The 17,965-nt window shown below is 71.5% G+C and carries 18 protein-coding genes; 10 read left to right on the top strand and 8 right to left on the bottom strand.

Going from position 1 to position 17,965, the window contains the following annotated elements; translation table 11 throughout:
* The first annotated feature begins 2 nt into the window (after positions 1-2).
* From ACIRC0_RS01200 to ACIRC0_RS01210, 3 genes are read left to right on the top strand one after another with little or no spacing between them, the layout of a single operon-like run.
* Positions 3-887 carry a carbohydrate ABC transporter permease gene (locus tag ACIRC0_RS01200; RefSeq protein ID WP_403609619.1) on the top strand — a complete coding sequence of 295 codons (885 nt, stop codon included), beginning with the start codon at positions 3-5 and terminating at the stop codon, positions 885-887.
* On the top strand, positions 887-1,801 hold the full coding sequence (locus ACIRC0_RS01205; RefSeq protein WP_403609621.1) for a carbohydrate ABC transporter permease: 915 nt from the start codon (positions 887-889) through the stop codon (positions 1,799-1,801). The genes ACIRC0_RS01200 and ACIRC0_RS01205 overlap by 1 nt, the downstream gene beginning before the upstream one ends.
* On the top strand, positions 1,798-3,429 hold the full coding sequence (locus tag ACIRC0_RS01210; protein WP_403609624.1) for a family 43 glycosylhydrolase: 1,632 nt from the start codon (positions 1,798-1,800) through the stop codon (positions 3,427-3,429). Before ACIRC0_RS01205 ends, ACIRC0_RS01210 begins: the two co-directional genes overlap by 4 nt.
* A gap of 74 nt (positions 3,430-3,503) precedes the next feature.
* On the opposite strand, the gene ACIRC0_RS01215 is transcribed toward ACIRC0_RS01210, so the two are convergent.
* On the bottom strand, positions 3,504-5,141 hold the full coding sequence (locus ACIRC0_RS01215) for an APC family permease (protein ID WP_403609626.1): 1,638 nt from the start codon (positions 5,139-5,141) through the stop codon (positions 3,504-3,506).
* A gap of 355 nt (positions 5,142-5,496) precedes the next feature.
* On the opposite strand from ACIRC0_RS01215, the gene dhaK reads away from it, so the two are divergent.
* From dhaK to ACIRC0_RS01230, 3 genes are all read left to right on the top strand, one after another.
* Positions 5,497-6,489, top strand: a complete 993-nt coding sequence (gene dhaK, locus ACIRC0_RS01220; RefSeq protein ID WP_403612620.1) for a dihydroxyacetone kinase subunit DhaK — start codon at positions 5,497-5,499, stop codon at positions 6,487-6,489.
* Between the two features lie 71 nt (positions 6,490-6,560).
* Entirely contained in the window at positions 6,561-7,160 is a 600-nt protein-coding gene (gene dhaL, locus ACIRC0_RS01225) for a dihydroxyacetone kinase subunit DhaL (RefSeq protein ID WP_403609629.1), read from the top strand.
* Positions 7,153-7,569 carry a PTS-dependent dihydroxyacetone kinase phosphotransferase subunit DhaM gene (locus tag ACIRC0_RS01230; RefSeq protein WP_403609632.1) on the top strand — a complete coding sequence of 139 codons (417 nt, stop codon included), beginning with the start codon at positions 7,153-7,155 and terminating at the stop codon, positions 7,567-7,569. The genes dhaL and ACIRC0_RS01230 overlap by 8 nt, the downstream gene beginning before the upstream one ends.
* 246 nt (positions 7,570-7,815) lie before the next feature.
* Here the strand turns inward: ACIRC0_RS01230 and ACIRC0_RS01235 are convergent, their stop codons facing one another.
* The 3 genes from ACIRC0_RS01235 to ACIRC0_RS01245 form a co-directional block, all read right to left on the bottom strand.
* The gene (locus tag ACIRC0_RS01235) at positions 7,816-8,361 is read right to left on the bottom strand and encodes a PadR family transcriptional regulator (protein ID WP_403609635.1); all 546 of its coding nucleotides are present in this window, start codon (positions 8,359-8,361) and stop codon (positions 7,816-7,818) included.
* A gap of 29 nt (positions 8,362-8,390) precedes the next feature.
* Positions 8,391-10,406: an FAD-dependent oxidoreductase gene (locus ACIRC0_RS01240; protein WP_403609637.1), complete on the bottom strand. Its 2,016-nt coding sequence runs from the start codon at positions 10,404-10,406 to the stop codon at positions 8,391-8,393.
* Between the two features lie 145 nt (positions 10,407-10,551).
* Positions 10,552-10,974: a MarR family winged helix-turn-helix transcriptional regulator gene (locus ACIRC0_RS01245; RefSeq protein WP_403612622.1), complete on the bottom strand. Its 423-nt coding sequence runs from the start codon at positions 10,972-10,974 to the stop codon at positions 10,552-10,554.
* A gap of 109 nt (positions 10,975-11,083) precedes the next feature.
* On the opposite strand from ACIRC0_RS01245, the gene ACIRC0_RS01250 reads away from it, so the two are divergent.
* Positions 11,084-11,914, top strand: coding sequence for an alpha/beta fold hydrolase (locus ACIRC0_RS01250; protein ID WP_403609640.1), 831 nt, complete (start codon positions 11,084-11,086; stop codon positions 11,912-11,914).
* Here ACIRC0_RS01250 and ACIRC0_RS01255 read toward each other — a convergent pair.
* A complete protein-coding gene (locus ACIRC0_RS01255; protein ID WP_403609642.1) occupies positions 11,911-12,687 on the bottom strand; it encodes a putative protein N(5)-glutamine methyltransferase in 777 nt (258 codons plus the stop codon). The genes ACIRC0_RS01250 and ACIRC0_RS01255 overlap by 4 nt on opposite strands.
* A gap of 325 nt (positions 12,688-13,012) precedes the next feature.
* Here ACIRC0_RS01255 and ACIRC0_RS01260 point away from each other — a divergent pair, with 325 nt between their 5' ends.
* Entirely contained in the window at positions 13,013-13,432 is a 420-nt protein-coding gene (locus tag ACIRC0_RS01260; protein WP_403612624.1) for a MarR family winged helix-turn-helix transcriptional regulator, read from the top strand.
* Positions 13,433-13,525: 93 nt separating this feature from the next.
* Here ACIRC0_RS01260 and ACIRC0_RS01265 read toward each other — a convergent pair whose 3' ends face one another.
* Together ACIRC0_RS01265 and ACIRC0_RS01270 are read right to left on the bottom strand one after the other, a co-directional pair.
* Positions 13,526-14,236, bottom strand: a complete 711-nt coding sequence (locus tag ACIRC0_RS01265; protein ID WP_403609645.1) for a GNAT family N-acetyltransferase — start codon at positions 14,234-14,236, stop codon at positions 13,526-13,528.
* Positions 14,233-15,159: an NADP-dependent oxidoreductase gene (locus ACIRC0_RS01270; protein WP_403609647.1), complete on the bottom strand. Its 927-nt coding sequence runs from the start codon at positions 15,157-15,159 to the stop codon at positions 14,233-14,235. The genes ACIRC0_RS01265 and ACIRC0_RS01270 overlap by 4 nt, the downstream gene beginning before the upstream one ends.
* Positions 15,160-15,552: 393 nt before the next feature.
* Between ACIRC0_RS01270 and ACIRC0_RS01275 the strand changes: the two genes are divergently transcribed.
* Both ACIRC0_RS01275 and ACIRC0_RS01280 read left to right on the top strand, forming a co-directional pair.
* Positions 15,553-16,137, top strand: coding sequence for a hypothetical protein (locus ACIRC0_RS01275; RefSeq protein WP_403609649.1), 585 nt, complete (start codon positions 15,553-15,555; stop codon positions 16,135-16,137).
* A 96-nt stretch (positions 16,138-16,233) separates the two neighbouring features.
* Positions 16,234-17,199, top strand: coding sequence for an acetylxylan esterase (locus tag ACIRC0_RS01280; RefSeq protein ID WP_403609651.1), 966 nt, complete (start codon positions 16,234-16,236; stop codon positions 17,197-17,199).
* A gap of 38 nt (positions 17,200-17,237) precedes the next feature.
* Here the strand turns inward: ACIRC0_RS01280 and ACIRC0_RS01285 are convergent, their stop codons facing one another.
* Entirely contained in the window at positions 17,238-17,963 is a 726-nt protein-coding gene (locus ACIRC0_RS01285) for a class I SAM-dependent methyltransferase (RefSeq protein ID WP_403609654.1), read from the bottom strand.
* Between the last annotated feature and the right edge of the window lie 2 nt (positions 17,964-17,965).

Below are 17,965 nucleotides of genomic sequence, written 5' to 3' on the forward strand. Positions count from 1 at the left end.
TCGTGATTCGTTCCATGCGCTGGAAGGGTGCCGCGTTCACGGTGCCCTTCCAGCTCGGCTTCGTCTTCCTGTACCTGCTCCCCATCGGGTACGCCGTCTACCAGTCGCTGTTCCGCGAGCAGCAGTCCGGCCTCGGGCTCGGGGGCTCGACGACTGAGTTCACCGGGCTCGACAACTACACCAAGGGCCTGAGCGACTCGGCGTTCATGGGCTCCATCCTGCGGGTGGTGCTCTTCGCCTGCGTCCAGATCCCGGTGATGCTGTTCCTCAGCCTGGTGCTGGCGCTGCTCCTGGACGCGGTCACCTCCAGGGTGGCCGGCCGCTTCCGGATCCTGCTGCTGGTGCCGTACATGATCCCCGGGGTCGTCGCGGCGATCATGTGGGTCAACCTCTACAGCCCGGACGTCGGCCCGCTCACCCCCCTCGGCGAGTTCTTCGGTCTCCACTGGAACTTCTTCGCGCCGTCGATGGTGTGGCCGTCCATCGGCAACCTGCTGACCTGGCACGGCATCGGCTACAACATGGTGATCATCTACTCAGCGCTGCAGGGCGTGCCCCGCGACCTGTTCGAGGCCGCCCGGCTCGACGGCGCATCCGAGATCCGGATCGCGCGCAGCATCAAGATTCCGTACGTACGCGGGGCCCTGGTCCTGACCGGTCTGCTCTCGATCATCCAGATGCTGCAGATCTTCAACGAACCCGCGCTGTTCCGGAACGTCACCCCGCAGACGGTCAGCGACAGCTTCACGCCAATCATGATCATCTACAACCAGGCGTTCAACTCCGGCAACTACCACTACGCCGCGGCACTGTCGGTGCTGCTCGCCCTGATTCTGGGCGTCGCCTCCTTCCTCTTCTACCGGTTCACCTCGAAGGAGGCCGACTGATGGTGCTCACCGACAAGCGCACCGAGCGGCCCCCCGTCCGCAGCGTCCGGCGTCTGGCCCGTCCGGAATCCGCCTCCCGCGGGCGGGGCGGCCAGCGCTTCCTCCTCCTCGGGCTGGTCCTGGCCAGCGTCTACAGCCTGTTCCCGGTGTGGTGGCTGCTCGTCGCCGCGACCAAGAACCGGACCGCGCTGTACCAGAGCAACGGCCTGTGGTTCTCCGGCTGGCACCTGTGGGAGAACCTGCACCAGGTGTTCACCTACCAGGACGGCATCTTCCTGCGCTGGACGGCGAACTCGTTCCTGTACGCGGGTGTCGGCTCGCTCGGCGGCACCCTGGTCGCCCTCGCCACGGGCTACGGCCTGGCCCGCTTCGACTTCCCCGGCCGGAACGTGGTCTTCGCGTGCGTCGTGGGCTCGTTCCTGATCCCGATCGCGCTCCTGACGCTCCCCCTCTACCTGCTGTTCTCGGCGATCGGCCTGGTGGACACCCCCTGGGCGATGCTGATCCCCTGCCTGATCAACCCGTTCAGCGTGTACCTGGCCAAGGTGTACACGGAAGCCACGATCCCCTACGAGCTGCTGGAGGCGGCCCGCATCGACGGCGCCGGTGAGCTGCGGATCTTCTTCAGCATCGTGCTACGGATGATGACGACGGGCGGGGCGACGGTGTTCCTCCTCGCCTTCGTCAACACCTGGAACGCCTTCTTCCTCCCGCTGACCGTCTTGCGCGGCAAGGAGAACTGGACCCTCAACCTCGGCCTGTACAACTGGTCGGGTACACGGATGGAGTCCGGCATCGACCTGACGGGTCTCGTGCTGACCGGTGCACTGCTGTCCATCGTGCCGATGGCGATCATGATGGTGGCGATGCGCCGCTACTGGCGGACCGGCGTCACTCTGGGAGCCCTCAAGTGACCGTGTTGCGCAATCCCGTGATCCGCGGTTTCGCCCCGGACCCCTCGCTGGTCCGGGTCGGCGACTGGTACTACGTGGCGACGAGTTCGTTCGAGTGGTTCCCGACGATCCCGATCCACCGGTCGCGCGATCTGGCGCACTGGGAGTACGCGGGTCATGTGCGGGGCGCAGTCCCCGGGGACTCACTGGCCGGGGTCCCCGACTCGGGGGGCATCTGGGCGCCGTCGCTGAGCTGGGACGGTGAACGGTTCTGGATGGTCTACACGATCGTCCGCTCGGTCGGCACGGCGTACTTCGACCTGGACACGTACGTCACCACGGCGACCGAGGCGGACGGGGGGTGGAGCGCGCCGCGCCGGGTCGCGAGCCATGGCTTCGACCCGGCGCTCTTCCACGACGGGGGCCGGCTGTGGCTGCTCAACCTCCAGAACGACCACCGCCCGGGCGGGGATCGTTTCGCGGGGATCGTCCTGACGGAGCTGGACCGCGCCACGCTCGCCCCGCTCGGTGACACGCACCTGCTGCTTCAGCACGAACGGCTCATCGAGGGACCGAAGCTGTTGCGGCGCGACAGCTGGTACTACCTGGTCCTCGCGGAGGGAGGCACGGGGTTCCAGCACGGGGTGCGGGTGGCGCGCGGGCGGACCGTCACCGGCCCGTACGAGCTGGACGACGCTCCCCTGCTGACGAGCCGGGACGATCCCTCGCTGCCGTTGCAGAAGGCGGGGCACGCGGAGCTGGTCGAGACGCCGGAGGGGGCGTGGGTCATGAGCCATCTGGCGGCCCGTCCGCTGCGGACCCCGGACGGTCCCCGGTGCACCCTCGGCCGCGAGACGGCGATCCAGGCCGTGACCTGGGATTCGGACGGCTGGCCCCGGCTGCGGCAGGGAGGTTGGCACCCTCTGGTCGAGGTCGACGTCCCCACGCACTCCGACCCGGGGCCTCCGGCCGCGCGGCCCGAGCCGCTGTCCTGGCCCTGGAGCACCCTGCGCGGATACCCGGACCCCTCCTGGGCCGACACGACCAGCCGTCCGGGCTGGATCCGGCTGCGCGGCCGTCAGGGGCCCGAGTCGTTGTGGGAGCAGAGCCTGCTCGCCCAGCGCATCACCGAGCACCGCGCGGAGGCCGAGGTCACGGTGGAGGCGGCGCCGCGCACCTTCACCCAGGCCGCCGGCCTCGTCCTCTGGTACGACACCCGGTCCTACCTGACGCTCGACCTGACCTGGGCGGAGTCCGACGGCGAACCGCAGCGGGGCCAGCAGTGGCGGGGGGCCGGCCGTACCGTGCTCAGCCTGGTGGAGCGGGACGAGCAGGACCTCCGGCAGGTCGCCCTGGTGGACGTGGAGGCGCGCGATCCGATCAGGCTGGGCGTCACCGTCGACGGCGCCGAGGCCCGGTTCTGGTATCTGCGGGCGGGCACGCGCACACCGGTCGGGCCGCCGCTCGACTTCAGCCGGCTGTCCGACGACCACGGCTCCCGGCTGCGGTTCACGGGCGCCTTCGCGGGCATCCACGCCCGCGACCTGGTGGACGCCGCGTTCACGGCCGACTTCACCGGCTTCCGTCTTACCTGCACGCCCCGGGTGACGGTGCTGGGGGGAGCGGAGCTGACGTCCCATCACCGGTGAGGCCGCCGCCGCACAACGAACGGTGTCCCGTCGGCCACGGCTCGGGCCGACGGGACACCAGTACAGGAGCGGGGTCAGTGCGCCGGAGCGTCGGTGACCACGACCTCCTCGATGTCGCGCTCGATCTGCTCGGTCGCGGAGGCGGTTGCCTTGGCCCAGTAGTAGATGCCGAGCGAGAAGGCCGCGACGACCAGGATGTCCCACCACAGCGGCAGGTCACCGTTACCGCCGAAGGTGCTCAGGTAGGAGATCACGCCGATGCCCGCCAGGTAGGGGAGCAGCCACTGCGCGGCCTTGAAGTCCAGCCGCGGCGCGTTGGGCAGGTTCTTGCGGATCGCGTAGGCGGCGTACGAACCGAGGAGCACGTAGCCGATCAGGATCGCGAAGCCCAGGCGCCACAGGGTGTCCCAGCCGGACCAGAAGATGATCAGGTTGGCGACCACGAAGGACAGGGGCGAGATGATGTTGCCCGCGGGCAGCTTGTACGGACGCTCGTGGTTCGGCAGTCGGTCCTCGAAGACGCCGTAGGCCAGCGGAGCGCCCGCGTACATCAGCACGCTCGCCGAGGTGATGAAGCTGACCAGCGTCTGCCAGCTGGGGAACGGCAGGAAGCAGATCACACCGGTCACGAACGAGACCGCGAGACCGAACCACGGCACACCGCGCTTGTCCGTCTTCGCGAACACCTTTGGTGCGTAGCCGTTCTTGGCCAGGCCGTAGGAGATGCGGGAGGTCGCGGTGGTGTAGATCAGGCCGGTCCCACCGGGGGAGATGATCGCGTCGGCGTACAGCACCCAGGCCAGCCATCCCAGGCCGCACAGTGTGGCCAGACCTGCCCAGGGGCCGCTGATGCCGGCGTAGTCCAGGTTCGCCCAGCCCTTGGCGAAGGAGGCGTGGGGCAGGGCGGCGATGAAGACGACCTGGAGCAGGAGGTAGATCACGGCGCCGATGGCTACCGAGCCGAGCGTCGCGCGCGGCAGGTCACGCTTCGGGTTGCGGCTCTCGCCGGCCAGCTGGATGGCCTGCTCGAAGCCGAGGAGCGCGAAGATGATGCCGCTGGAACTGATCGCGCCGAGAACGCCCGCGGCGCCCTTCGGTGCGAAGCCCTCGGAGGTGAAGTTGCCCGGGTGGAAGTTGCTGATCGCGATGATGAAGATCGCCGCGAGCGGGACCGCGATCTTCCACCAGGTGGCGACGCTGTTGGTGTGCGCCAAGACGCGCACGCCGAGGAAGTTGACCGCGACGAACACGGCCATGAGGAGCACCGCTACGACGATGCCGCTGGTCGTCAGCGTGCCGTTGGCGTTCTGCAGTCCGTCAGCGAAGTGCCAGTGCTTGGCGTAGCCGATCATGGCCTCGACCTCGATCGGGGCCACGGTCGCGGCCTGCAGCCAGGAGAACCAGCCGAAGGACATACCGGCCAGGCCGCCGAAGGCGTAGTGCGGGTAGCGGGCGGTACCGCCCGCCACCGGGAACATGCCGCCGAGTTCGGCGTGCACGAGGGCGAGCAGCACGATTGCCACCGCCCCGATCACCCACGAGATGATCGCGGCGGGACCAGCTGCCACGACGGCCTTCTCGGCGCCGAAGAGCCAGCCGGAGCCGATGATGGACCCCACCGAGGCCCACATCAGTCCGATCAGACCGACGTCACGCCGCAGACCGGTCCGGTCGCGGGTGGCGTCGGGGGCTGCATGGTCCAGGTTCACCATGTCAAGGGGCCTCTCACTATCTGAGCAGGGAATTAACGCGCAATTGGCGGCTCAGGGTAGGAACGGAGACCCGTTCGACAGAAGGTCGTCACCTGAAATTTGACCCTTCCAGGGGGATTTCTTTTACTCGCACTTTGCGCAGGTCAGCCAGGGTTCCGGAATGTCCGTATTCAGTCCGGGAATGCGAGAAGAAAGTAAGACAGGTCACACTTCTCGAGGTATTCGACCCGCGGAGACGGTCATGCTCATGCCGAGCGGCCCGCGCAGGCCGGACGCGCTGAAGAACGTCCGCACACGTGACCACCGCCTCCCGAACATCGATACTGCCGACAGCGAGTGGACGCAGGAGGCTCCCATGAAGATGTTGATCAATGTCCCGGAGACAGTGGTCGCCGACGCGCTGCGGGGCATGGCGGCCGCGCACCCCGAGCTGACCGTGGATGTGGAGAACCGGGTGATCGTACGGCGTGACGCCCCGGTCGCCGGAAAGGTCGCGCTCGTCTCCGGCGGCGGTTCGGGCCACGAGCCGCTGCACGGCGGCTTCGTGGGCCCCGGCATGCTGTCGGCGGCCTGCCCGGGCGAGGTGTTCACCTCCCCGGTGCCCGACCAGATGGTACGTGCGGCGGCCGCCGTGGACAGCGGTGCCGGCGTCCTGTTCATCGTGAAGAACTACACCGGCGACGTGCTGAACTTCGACATGGCGGCCGAACTCGCCGAGGACGAGGGCATCCAGGTCGCGAAGGTCCTGGTCAACGATGACGTCGCCGTCACCGACAGCCTCTACACGGCGGGCCGGCGCGGCACCGGCGCCACCTTGTTCGTGGAGAAGATCGCGGGGGCGGCGGCCGAAGAGGGGCAGCCGCTGGAGCGGGTGCAGTCCATCGCCCGGCAGGTCAACGAGAACTCCCGCAGCTTCGGTGTCGCCCTCAGCGCCTGCACCACGCCCGCCAAGGGGACCCCCACCTTCGACCTGCCGCCCGGCGAGCTGGAGCTGGGTATCGGCATCCACGGCGAGCCGGGCCGCGAGCGGCGCCCGATGATGACCGCACGGGAGATCGCCGACTTCTCGGCGAACGCCGTCCTGGACGACCTGCAGCCGCGCAATCCGGTGCTCGTCCTGGTCAACGGCATGGGCGCCACCCCGCTGCTGGAGCTGTACGGCTACAACGCGGAGGTGCAGCGGGTGCTGTCCGAGCGTGGCGTCCCGGTGGCCCGCACGCTGGTCGGCAACTATGTCACCTCCCTCGACATGGCCGGCGCCTCGGTCACCCTCTGTCAGGTCGACGAGGAGCTGCTGCGGCTGTGGGACGCGCCGGTGAGCACGCCGGCGCTGCGCTGGGGCCTGTGAGCGACCTGTCCGCCGGGCCGGTCGCGGGGCAGACGAGTGAGGTCAACGTGCGTATCAGGCAAGGAGATGCAGTGCTCGACGCCGACTTCTTCCGCCGTTGGATGACGGCCGCCGCCGCGTCCGTCGACCGCGAGGCCGAGCGGCTGACCGCGCTCGACTCGCCGATCGGCGACGCCGACCACGGCAGCAACCTGCAGCGCGGCTTCCGCGCGGTCACGGCCACGCTGGAGAAGGAGGCGCCGGACACGCCCGGTGCGATTCTCCAGCTCGCGGGCCGTCAGCTGATCTCGACGGTCGGCGGTGCCTCCGGCCCGCTGTACGGGACGCTGCTGCGCCGCACCGGCAAGGCCCTCGGGGACGCCACCGAGGTGACCGAGCAAGAGCTGACGGACGCCGTGCGGGCGGGCGTGGACGCCGTGATGACGCTCGGCGGGGCCGCGCCCGGCGACAAGACCATGGTCGACGCCCTGGTGCCCGCGGTGGACGCGCTCGCCACCTCCTTCCGGGCGGCGGCGGCCGCCGCCGAGGAGGGTGCCGTGGCGACCACCCCGTTGCAGGCCCGCAAGGGCCGGGCGAGCTATCTGGGTGAGCGCAGCATCGGGCATCAGGATCCCGGCGCCACCTCCTCCGCCCTGCTGATCGCCGCGCTCGTGGAGGCCTCCGGTGAGTGACAGCAACGAGAACCTGGTCGGGATCGTGCTCGTCTCGCACAGCCCGGCGGTCGCCGAGTCGGTGGCGGCGCTGGCGAAGGCGCTGTCGGGCGGCGGGGCCACCGCGCCCATCGCCGCGGCGGGCGGCACGGTGGACGGCGGGTTCGGGACGAGCTCCGAGCTGGTGTCCGCCGCGGCGGCCTCCGTCGACCGGGGCGCGGGGGTCGCCGTACTCATGGACCTGGGCAGCGCGGTCCTCACCGTGAAGGCGCTGCTCGCGGAGGGCGACGAGCTTCCGGCGAACACGCGGCTGGTCGACGCCCCGTTCGTCGAGGGTGCGGTCGCCGCGATGGTCACGGCGTCGACGGGCGCGGACCTGGCGGCGGTGGAGGCGGCGGCCGGGGAGGCGTACTCCTACCGGAAGGAGTGACGGGCGCCCCCCATCGTGGGGATGTGCGGCCGAGGGCCGGGGCGGAACGGGGCCCCGGCCACTCGACCGCCTTCGCCGGCGCGGGATCAGCGACGACAGCGGACCGCGCCGTCGGCACGAACTGCCCTCGAAGGCAAGCGAGTTCACGCCGCGTAGGGCACCAGCATACGTAGCCCGGGCGCGCCCGGGCCAACGCCGCCCCCGTCCGCGGGGTCCGGTTGAGCTGTCCGGGTGCGGGCGGATCCGCTATTCGGGCGCGGGCAGCTCCTGGAACTCCTCCAGGGCGTGGGTGAGCCACTGGATCCAGAAGGTCTCCAGGTCGATGCCCGCCCGCAGCACGAGGTGCTGGAGGCGGTCCCGCACCGAGTCGCGGCCGGGCCCGAAGTCGCGTTCCTCGATCTCCCGGTACTCGGCCAACTGGCGCCGGTGCAGGTCGAGATGGCGGCGCAGGTCCGTCTCCACCCCCTCGGTGCCGACGACTGCGGCGGCGCGCAGCCGCAGCAGCAGCACGTCCCGGTGCGGCTTGGGGTCCTGGGAGGCGGCCGTCCAGCGGGCGAGTTCGGCGCGGCCGGCCGGCAGGACCTCGTACGACTTCTTCTGTCCGCGGGCCGGCTGCTCGGCGGGCAGGGCGCGGATCAGGCCGTCGCTCTCGAGGCGTCCCAGCTCGCGATAGATCTGCTGGTGGGTGGCCGACCAGAAGTAACCGATCGACCGGTCGAACCGACGGGTCAGTTCGAGCCCCGACGACGGCTTCTCCAGCAGGGCGGTCAGGATCGCGTGCGGGAGGGACATGGCCTCATCCTAGGGACCGGCTCCGGCTCCTACAGTGCCGCTGCCAGCTCGGTGCCTTGCTTGATCGCACGCTTGGCGTCCAGCTCGGCCGCCACGTCGGCGCCGCCGATGAGGTGCGGGGTGCGGCCCGCGGCGAGAAGCTCCTCGTACAGGTCGCGGCGCGGCTCCTGCCCCGTGCACAGGACGATCGTGTCGACCTCCAGGACGCGGCTGTCCCCGTCCACGGTGATGTGCAGCCCGGCGTCGTCGATCCGGTCGTAGCCGACGCCCGGCACCATGGTCACGCCCCGGTGCTTCAGCTCGGTGCGGTGGATCCAGCCGGTGGTCTTGCCGAGCCCGGCGCCGACCTTGGAGGTCTTGCGCTGGAGGAGGTGGACGGTGCGCGGCGGGGCGGGCCGCTCGGGGGCGGCCAGGCCGCCGGGGGCGCGGTAGTCCATGTCGACGCCCCAGTGGCGGAAGTACGTCGCCGGGTCCTCGCTCGCCTTGTCACCGCCGTCGGTGAGGTACTCGGCGACGTCGAACCCGATGCCGCCCGCGCCGAGGATCGCCACGCGGTCACCGACGGGCGCGCCGTCCCGCAGCACGTCGAGGTAGCCGAGGACGCGGGGGTGGTCGACGCCGGGGATGTCGGGGGTGCGGGGGGAGACGCCCGTCGCCACGACGATCTCGTCGTATCCGGACAGGTCACCGGCGGCGACGGGGGTGTTCAGCCGGACGTCCACGCCGCGCAGGTCGAGCTGGGTCCGGAAGTAGCGCAGGGTCTCGTCGAACTCCTGCTTGCCCGGCACCTTGCGGGCCACGTTGAGCTGGCCGCCGATCTCACCCGCCGCCTCGTACAGCGTGACGTCGTGGCCGCGCTCGGCGGCGGAGACGGCACAGGCGAGTCCGGCGGGACCGGCGCCGACGACGGCGACGCGCTTGCGCAGCCGGGTGGGGGCGAGGACGAGTTCGGTCTCGTGGCAGGCGCGCGGGTTGACGAGGCAGGAGGTGATCTGCCCGCTGAAGGTGTGATCGAGACAGGCCTGGTTGCAGCCGATGCAGGTGTTGATGGTCTCGGGCCGCCCGGCCGCGGCCTTGGCGACGAAGTCCGGGTCGGCGAGCATCGGGCGGGCCAGGGACACCATGTCGGCGTATCCCTCGGCGATCAACTGCTCGGCCAGCTCGGGGGTGTTGATGCGGTTGGTCGTCACCAGCGGCACCGAGACGGCGCCCATGACCTTCTTGGTCACCCAGGCGTACGCGCCGCGCGGCACGGAGGTGGCGATGGTGGGGATACGGGCCTCGTGCCAGCCGATGCCGGTGTTGATGATCGTGGCTCCGGCGGCCTCGACCGCCTTGGCGAGGGTGACGACCTCCTCCAGGGACGAGCCGCCGGGGACGAGGTCCAGCATGGAGAGCCGGTAGACGACGATGAAGTCCTCGCCGACCGCCTCGCGGACACGGCGCACGATCTCGACCGGGAAGCGCATCCGGTTCTCGTAGGAGCCGCCCCAGCGGTCGGTGCGCGTGTTGGTGCCCGCCGCGATGAACTCGTTGATGAGGTAGCCCTCGGAGCCCATGATCTCCACGCCGTCGTACCCGGCCTGCCGGGCCAGGCGGGCGGCGCGTGCGTAGTCGTCGATCGTCTGCTCGACCTCTGCGTCGGTGAGGGCGTGCGGGACGAACGGGCTGATCGGCGCCTGGAGGGCGCTGGGCGCGACGAGGTCGCGGTGGTAGGCGTAGCGGCCGAAGTGGAGGATCTGCATCGCGATCCGCCCGCCCTCGCGGTGCACGGCGCCGGTGATGACGCGGTGCTGTTCGGCCTCCGCGTCGGTGGTGAGCTTGGCGCCGCCCTCGTACGGGCGTCCGGCCTCGTTGGGGGCGATGCCGCCGGTGACGATGAGCCCCACTCCCCCGCGCGCCCGCTCGGCGTAGAACGCGGCCATGCGCTCGAAGCCGCGCTCGGCCTCCTCCAGGCCCACGTGCATCGAGCCCATGAGCACGCGGTTGGGCAGCGTGGTGAAGCCCAGGTCGAGCGGGGTCAGCAGGTGCGGGTAGCGGCTCATGGAGGCCCTCCGTGCGGCGTGTCGTCCGTCTGTTGTAGACGACGGCGACAGGTTTGTGCAACTAGTTGCACAAAGCCGAAGGGCGGTTCGGGTGCCAGCCATCAGTCCGCCCTCAGCCGGCCCTCAGTCGGCCCCCAGCCGGTCCTCAGTCCACGTCGACGTCGTCGAAGAGGTCGAGCATCCGGGTCAGCACCCGCAGACACGCCTGCAGATCGACCTCGGTCAGGTCGCCGCGCACCTGCCGCAGCAGCGTGTACTCGCGGGCCGTGACAGCGTCGATCAACGCCTGCCCCTCGTCGGTGAGCCGGAACAGCGAGGAGCGCTTGTGAGCAGGGTTCGGGATGCTCTCGACCAGCCCGCGCGCCGCCGCCTCGTTGACCATCCGCTGCACGAACTGCCTGCTGAGCGCCTGTGCGCGCCCCATCCGCGGAACGGTCATGGGCCCGTGGTCGCGCAACAGGGCGAGCACCGCTCGTACGCCGACGGAGACACCCTCGATCGCTTCGGCCTGCTCGACCTTGCGCTGCACCCGCCGGTACAGCGGGCCCACCAGGGCGAAGACCTCCATCAGACGGGGGGCGAGGACATCCGGGGCGAGTGGCGCGTTCTGATCGGTCACACCGGCAATTATGACACCTGAGTTGTCAATCTCTCGGGGAATTGACACCTTGGTTGTCATGACGGAGACCGTGGAGACACTGAAGACATTCGAGAGCGGTGACTGCCGGCTGGCGTATCGCGACGAGGGCGCGGGGGCGCCGCTGGTGCTGCTGCACGGCGGCTTCCTCGACCACCGGATGTGGGACGACCAGATCCCGGTGTTCGCGCGGACCCACCGGGTGATCGCCCTGGACGCGCGCGGCCACGGGGCGTCCTCGAACGCGACCGGGCCGTTCCGCCACACCGACGACCTCGCCGCGCTGCTGCGCCACCTCGGCACCGGTCCCGCGACCCTGGTCGGGCTGTCGATGGGCGGAGCGATCGCCGTGGACACCGCTCTGGAGCACCCGGACCTCGTCCGCGCCCTCGTCGTCAGCGGCGTCGGCACGAGTGAGCCCGACTTCCAGGACCCGTGGACGCAGGCCGCCAACTCGGCGTACTGGCATGCGCTCGGCGCCGGCGACATCGACGCCTTCCTCGACGCGTTCGCACGGTTCATACACGGTCCGCAGCGCACGGCTGAGGACGTCGACCCCGAAGTCGACCGGCGGGTACGGGAGATGGCCCGGGGGACGATCAGCAAGCACACCCGCGACGAGCCGGACCACCAGGTCCCCGTCACCGACACCTGGGCCCGCGCCGCGACGATCGAGGTGCCCGTGCTGGCCGTCAACGGCGGCGCCGACTCCCCCGACCACATCCGTATGGCCGAGCGTCTGGTCCGCACCGTCGCGCACGGCCGGGCCACGGTCGTGGAGGGCACCGGGCACTACCCCAACATGGAGCGGCCCGATGCCTTCAACGCGATCGCCCGGGACTTCCTGCGCTCCCCTGAGGCGGGTCGCTAGCGCCTGGTGCCGATCAGCACGTTGGCGTACAGCTCCTCCGAGACGGCGAGCCGGACGCCGAGGCCGCCGTGGGTGAACGCCTCGATCGCGGAGGGGACTTGGCGTTCGCTCGTCTCGACGAGCAGACGGCCGCCGGGTGCCAGCCACGCGGACGCCCCGGCGGTGACCCGGCGCAGCACCTCCAGGCCGTCGAAGCCGCCGTCCAGAGCGGTCAGGGGCTCGTGGTCGCGGGCCTCCGACGGCAGCAGCGCGACCTCGTCCGTGGGGACGTAGGGGACGTTGGCGGTCAGGACGTCGACACGGCCGCGCAGTTCGTCCGGAAGGGCGGCGAACAGGTCGCCCTCATGGACCCGCCCGCCGTACGCGGCGACGTTGCGGCGGGCGCAGCGTACGGCGGCCGGGTCGATGTCGGCGGCGTGGAGTTCCGGCCGGTCGAGCCCGGCCGCCAGCGCCGCGCCGACCGCGCCCGAGCCGCAGCACAGGTCCACGACGAGACGGGCGCCGCTCGAGACTGCGAGGGCCTGCTCGACGAGGAACTCGGTGCGGCGGCGGGGCACGAAGACGCCGGGCTCCATCGCGATGCGCAGGCCGTGGAACTCGGCCCAGCCCAGGACGTGTTCCAGGGGAAGCCCGGCGATGCGCCGGTCGACCATGCGGGCGGCCTCGTCGCGGGTGCGGGCGGTGGACATGATCAACTCCGCCTCGTCCTCGGCGAAGACACAGCCGGCGGAACGCAGCGCGGAGACGACGTGGGAACGTGACAGTGGTGGCATGGAGCCGAGAAAGCCTTCCGGTGGACCGAAGGGCGCACTCGCGGTCAGCCGGCGGCGGTGGTCCGCGCCGTCCTGAGGTGGGAGAGCACCCGAGCCGACACAGCGGTAATGGGACTCACCTCCTCGGCCACACCGGCCGGGACGGTCCTCGGCCAGGACGGACACCCTAGCAGGAGGGACGTTCGCGCAAGCCCCCTCCGGCCGCGAAGACGTCCGCGCCGACTCGAGTTGTACTCTACAACTGAGCGACGAGGGAGGTCCCGTGCAGACAGAGCACGCCACCGCCGCGTCCGTGGAAGCCGCCGTCGAGACCATTCAGCGCGAGATGACGGTGTTCGCCCGGCGCGCCCGGGCCTCGGCCGGCCGTATGCACCCGGAGCTGTCCCTGGTCTCGTACACGCTGCTCGGGCACCTGGAGGAGAGCGGCGGCTGCCGGGCGACCGACCTGGCCGCGCACTACGCCCTGGACAAGTCCACGGTGAGCCGGCAGGTGGCCGCGCTGCAGCGGGCCGGGCTGATCGAGCGGCGGCAGGATCCGGACGACCACCGGGTCCAGGTGCTGCAGCTGACCCAGGCGGGCACGCGGATCCTCGCCCAGGTCACGGAGAGCCGCCGGGAGGCGTTCCGGGAACGGCTCGCGGGCTGGCCGGAGCAGGACCTGGAACGCTTCGCGGCCTACCTGCTGCGCTACAACGCCGCGGCCGCCGCCCCACCCGTCGGGCCGCCCGCCCCGGCCGACGGCTGACGGCTGGCGGCTGACGGCTGACGGCTCACAGCTGGCGGCGCACGGCGAACGACGGGAAGGGGCCCGCCTGCGGCGAGCCCCGGAGCCCTGCTGTCAGATCCCCACCACCTGCTCGTCCCCCAGCCGCTCCGGGACCCGCGCCGACACGAACCTCGTCGTGCGGCGCAGGCGGAAGCCCAGGGACTCGTAGAGGCGGATGGCGCCTGTGTTGCCCGCGCCGGTGTGCAGGAACGGGGTCTCGCCACGCTCGCGGATGCCGTGCGCGACCGCCAGGACCAGCCGGGTGGCCAGGCCCTGACCGCGGAACCCCGGATCGGTGCACACGGCGCTGATCTCGGTCCAGCCGGGCGGGTGCAGCCGTTCACCCGCCATGGCGACCAGGGCTCCGCCGCGGCGGATGCCCAGGTAGGTGCCCAGTTCGACGGTGCGCGGCAGGAACGGGCCGGGCCGCGTGCGCGCCACCAGGTCCAGCATCTCGGGCACGTCGGCCGCAGTGAGCCGTACGGCCTCCGGGTCGGGCGCGGCGGCGATGCCGTCGTCGACGAGTTGCACGCCGTCGAGGGCGAAGGTGATCTCCCAGCCGTCCGGGACCGCCCCGCGGAAGCCGGGGAGCGGGGCCTCGGCACCGGGACCCGCCAGCGCTGCGAGGTCGGCCCAGTCGTCGGCGTCCGGATCCTCCGGCAGGCCCACCCACGGCGACACATCGACGGGGTAACGCAGGATGCGGCCCCGGCGCTCCGCGAAGTGGGCGTGCGGGCCGGTCAGCGAGGCGAGCGCCGGGTTGTCGAGCACGTGGTCGCTCATGCGGCGACCTCGATCACGACCTTGCCCCGGGCGTGCCCGTCCTCCACCAGGCGCAGGGCCTGCTCGGCATGTTCGAGCGGGAAGGTCCGTGTGACATACGGGTTCAGGTCGCCTGCCACCACAAGCCGTGCCACCTCGTCGAGCACCGCGGCGGTACGGGCGCGCTCCACCCGCGCTCCGCCCAGCCGCCCGACGTCCTCCGGAGCCGCCCCTGCGGTGATCAGCTTGGAGCGGTCGGAAAGCAGGGTCGCCGTCTCCTCCAGTACCTCGCCGCCGACCAAGTCGTAGACGCCGTCGACGCCGCCTGGTGCGACCGCCCGCACCCGCGCGGCGAGGTCCGTGCCCGAGGGGACGTGGACGGCGCCGAGCTGCTCGACGAAATCCTTCTTGGCCTCGCTCGCCGTGCCGACGACGCGCAGGCCGAAGGCGCGGGCGATCTGCACGGCCGCGACGCCGACTCCCCCGCCGGCGCCGGTGACCAGCAGGGTCGCACCGGCGGGCAGCCCGAGCTGCCGGATGCCGTCGTAGGCGGTGGCCGCGGCGACCGGCAGGACCGCCGCGTCCGTGAGGGACAGGCCGTCCGGCACGTGCGCGCTCACCGTCGCGGGCAGCAGCGCGTATTCGGCGTATCCGCCGGTCACGGTGTTGCCGAAGACCGCGTCCCCGACGGCGAAACCGGTCACGCCCTCGCCGATCTCCTCGACGATCCCGGCCACCTCGCTGCCGAACACCACCGGGAACGAGGGCGTGCCGGTGTCGCCGGGGCGCCGGAAGCCCGAGCGCAGCTTCCAGTCGACGGGGTTGACGCCCGCCGCGCGCACCGCGACGAGGAGCTGTCCGGGGCCGGGGCCCGGCCGGTCGGCGTCGATGAACGTCTGCGTCTCGGGGCCGCCGTAGCGGGTGTACGCGTACGCCTTGGGCATGTCCTGCCTCACTCTCCTTCGCTGTCGCCGGACCACCCGTCGCAGGAGCCACCGGTCCCGGCCACTACAGCGCAAGGAAGATCACGGAGCGGCTATTCCCGGGCGTCGGCAGAGTTCATACGCCTGCAATGACCGGCCCCGGCGAGCGTCCCGGCGCACCGGGAACGGGGTGTCGCCGCGGGGGTGGGCCAAGGTTTCGTGGCCACAGGTCCGGGAACCCCGCCCGAGAGGGAGAATGGCCATGAAAGCCGCTTCACAAGCCGCTTCGTGTCGGACACGTCCCGTCGGGGACAGGTCCACCCCGGGCCACGGGAGGCACCCCGGGCCGTGCGCCGAGTGGCGACGCCCGCCGCGCACCGACCCGCAGGCGGGGCATGCGGCAAGGAGGTCGAGATGCGAACCCGGGTGCACGGCTGGCGCTGGAAGCGCAATCCGCTGCGCCGCCGTTGCGATGTCGTCGAGGCGTGGACGGCGCTGATCGTCGCCGTGCTGCTGTGTGTCGGGGCGCCGCTCGTCGGCACGGCCGTGGGCTGGCGGGCGTACGAGCAGGGGCAGGCCACGCAGGTGGCCCAGCGCGCCGAACGGCACCAGGTGGCCGCGGTGCTCGCCGAGGACGCCCCGGCCGCCGCGCCCGCGACTCAGGGCGGGAAGCAGCCCCTGTACCCGGCGAAGGTGCGCTGGAGCGAGCCGGGCAAGGGCACGCTGACCACGATCGCCGAGGTCCCGGCGGGTTCGCGCAGCGGCGACCGGGTGCCGGTGTGGCTGGACTCCAGGGATCGCGGGGTCGCCCCGCCACCGAGTGACGGCGCGGTGTGGCAGCACGCCCTGACGGCCGGTGTGTGGGCCGCGGGCGGCATGGCCGGGACGGTACTCCTGGCCCGCGCCGTGACCAGGCGGGTCGCCGAGCGGCACCGCATGGCGGAGTGGGAGGCCGAGTGGGCCCGCACCGGGCCCGAGTGGGGGCGGCGGACGGCCTGACCGCGCTCACAGGGAGGCGGCCGATGAGGTCTGGCGGGTCCGTGACAACCACCGTACGGTGTGATCATCCGCACCCGACGTCAAAGGTGGTCCTTCATGGCCCTGTTCGACCTACCGCTGGACGAACTCCGCGAGTACCGCAGCGCGTCCGTCGAGCCCGCGGACTTCGACGCGTTCTGGACGAAGACGCTCCAGGAGGCCCGCGAGCATGACCTGGACGCCCGTTTCGAACCCGTCGAGACGGGACTGAGGACGGTCCAGGTGTACGACGTGACGTTCGCCGGGTTCGGCGGCCACCCGGTGAAGGGCTGGCTGACCGTGCCGGTCTCCGTGGAGGGTCCGCTGCCGACGGTCGTGGAGTTCGTCGGCTACGGCGGTGGACGGGCCCTTCCGCACGAGCATCTGCTGTGGGCGTCGGCGGGTTTCGCGCACTTCGTGATGGACACGCGGGGCCAGGGCAGCGGGTGGGGCGGCGGTGAGACGCCGGACCCGGTGGGCAGCGCGCCGTCCTTCCCCGGGTTCATGACGCGCGGGATCGAGGATCCCGAAAGCTACTACTACCGGCGGGTGTTCACCGATGGCGTGCGCGCCGTGGAGGCGGCCCGCGCACATCCGCTGACCGACGCCTCCCGTACCGCGGCCGTCGGCGGCAGCCAGGGCGGCGGTATCACGATCGCGGTCGGCGGTCTCGTACCGGACCTGGTGGCCGTCGCGCCGGACGTGCCGTTCCTGTGCGACTTCCCGCGCGCGACGACGATCACGGACCGCCACCCGTACCGGGAGATCGGCAGCTACCTCAAGACGCACCGCGGCCGTACCGAGCAGGTGATGCGGACCCTGTCGTACTTCGACGGCGTGCACTTCGCCGCGCGCGGCCGGGCACCCGCGCTGTTCTCGGCGGCGCTGGAGGACCAGACGTGTCCGCCGTCGACGGTGTTCGCCGCGTTCAACGCGTGGGCGCACGAGGAGAAGACGATCGAGGTCTACGACTTCAACGACCACGAGGGCGGCGGCGCCCACCAGCAGGGGGTCAAGCTGCGCTGGCTGCCGGCACGTTTCTGACGGCCAGGGAGACCCGGCCGAGGCCCGCGCGGGTCCGGTCAGGTCCTGGTGGCCACGATCAGCCGGCAGCGCGGGCTGCCGTCGGGCCGGTGGCCGAAGTCCCTCAGTGGCCGGTGCTCCACGGTGAATCCGGCGCGGGTCAGCTCGCGCCGGACGTCACTGAAGCGGAACGTCCGGTAGTACATGACGAACGGCGGCCGCCACAGGGCGTTGCGCACCCGCATCGCGGTGTCGAAGCCGAGCAGCGCCCAGTACCAGGGCGAGGCCGGGGACGGCGGGGCGCCGACGGGGAACACGAACCGTCCGCCGGGCCGCAGCACGGAGTGCACCTCGGCGAACAGGCCGGGCAGCTCGCGCGGCAGGAAGTGGCCGAACGCGCCGAAGCTCACCGCCAGGTCGAAGACGGGGCCGAACGGCAGGGCGCGGGCATCACCGCGTACCCAGGCGACGTGCGGCGGCCCGTCGGACCGTGCCCGAGCGCGTGCGACGGCCAGCATGCCCGCGCTGAAGTCGACGCCGGTGACGCTCTCGCGGCAGACGGTGCGCAGCACCTCCGTCCCCGCGCCCGTACCGCAGCACAGGTCGAGCCCGTGCGCGAAGGGCCCCATTGCCTTCAGCTCCCCTTGGACGGCGTCGAGGACGGCGTCCGGCGTCCGGAAGGGCGTCTGGTCGAACTTGGGCGCGAGCAGGTCATAACCGCGCTCGACCGACGACAGCGCCTGGACGGTCAGCTCGCGGAGGGTGGGACCGTGCGGGGAGAACATCG

It is taken from the genome of Streptomyces sp. NPDC093984 (assembly GCF_044764595.1).
Taxonomy (GTDB): Bacteria; Actinomycetota; Actinomycetes; order Streptomycetales; family Streptomycetaceae; genus Streptomyces; species Streptomyces cynarae.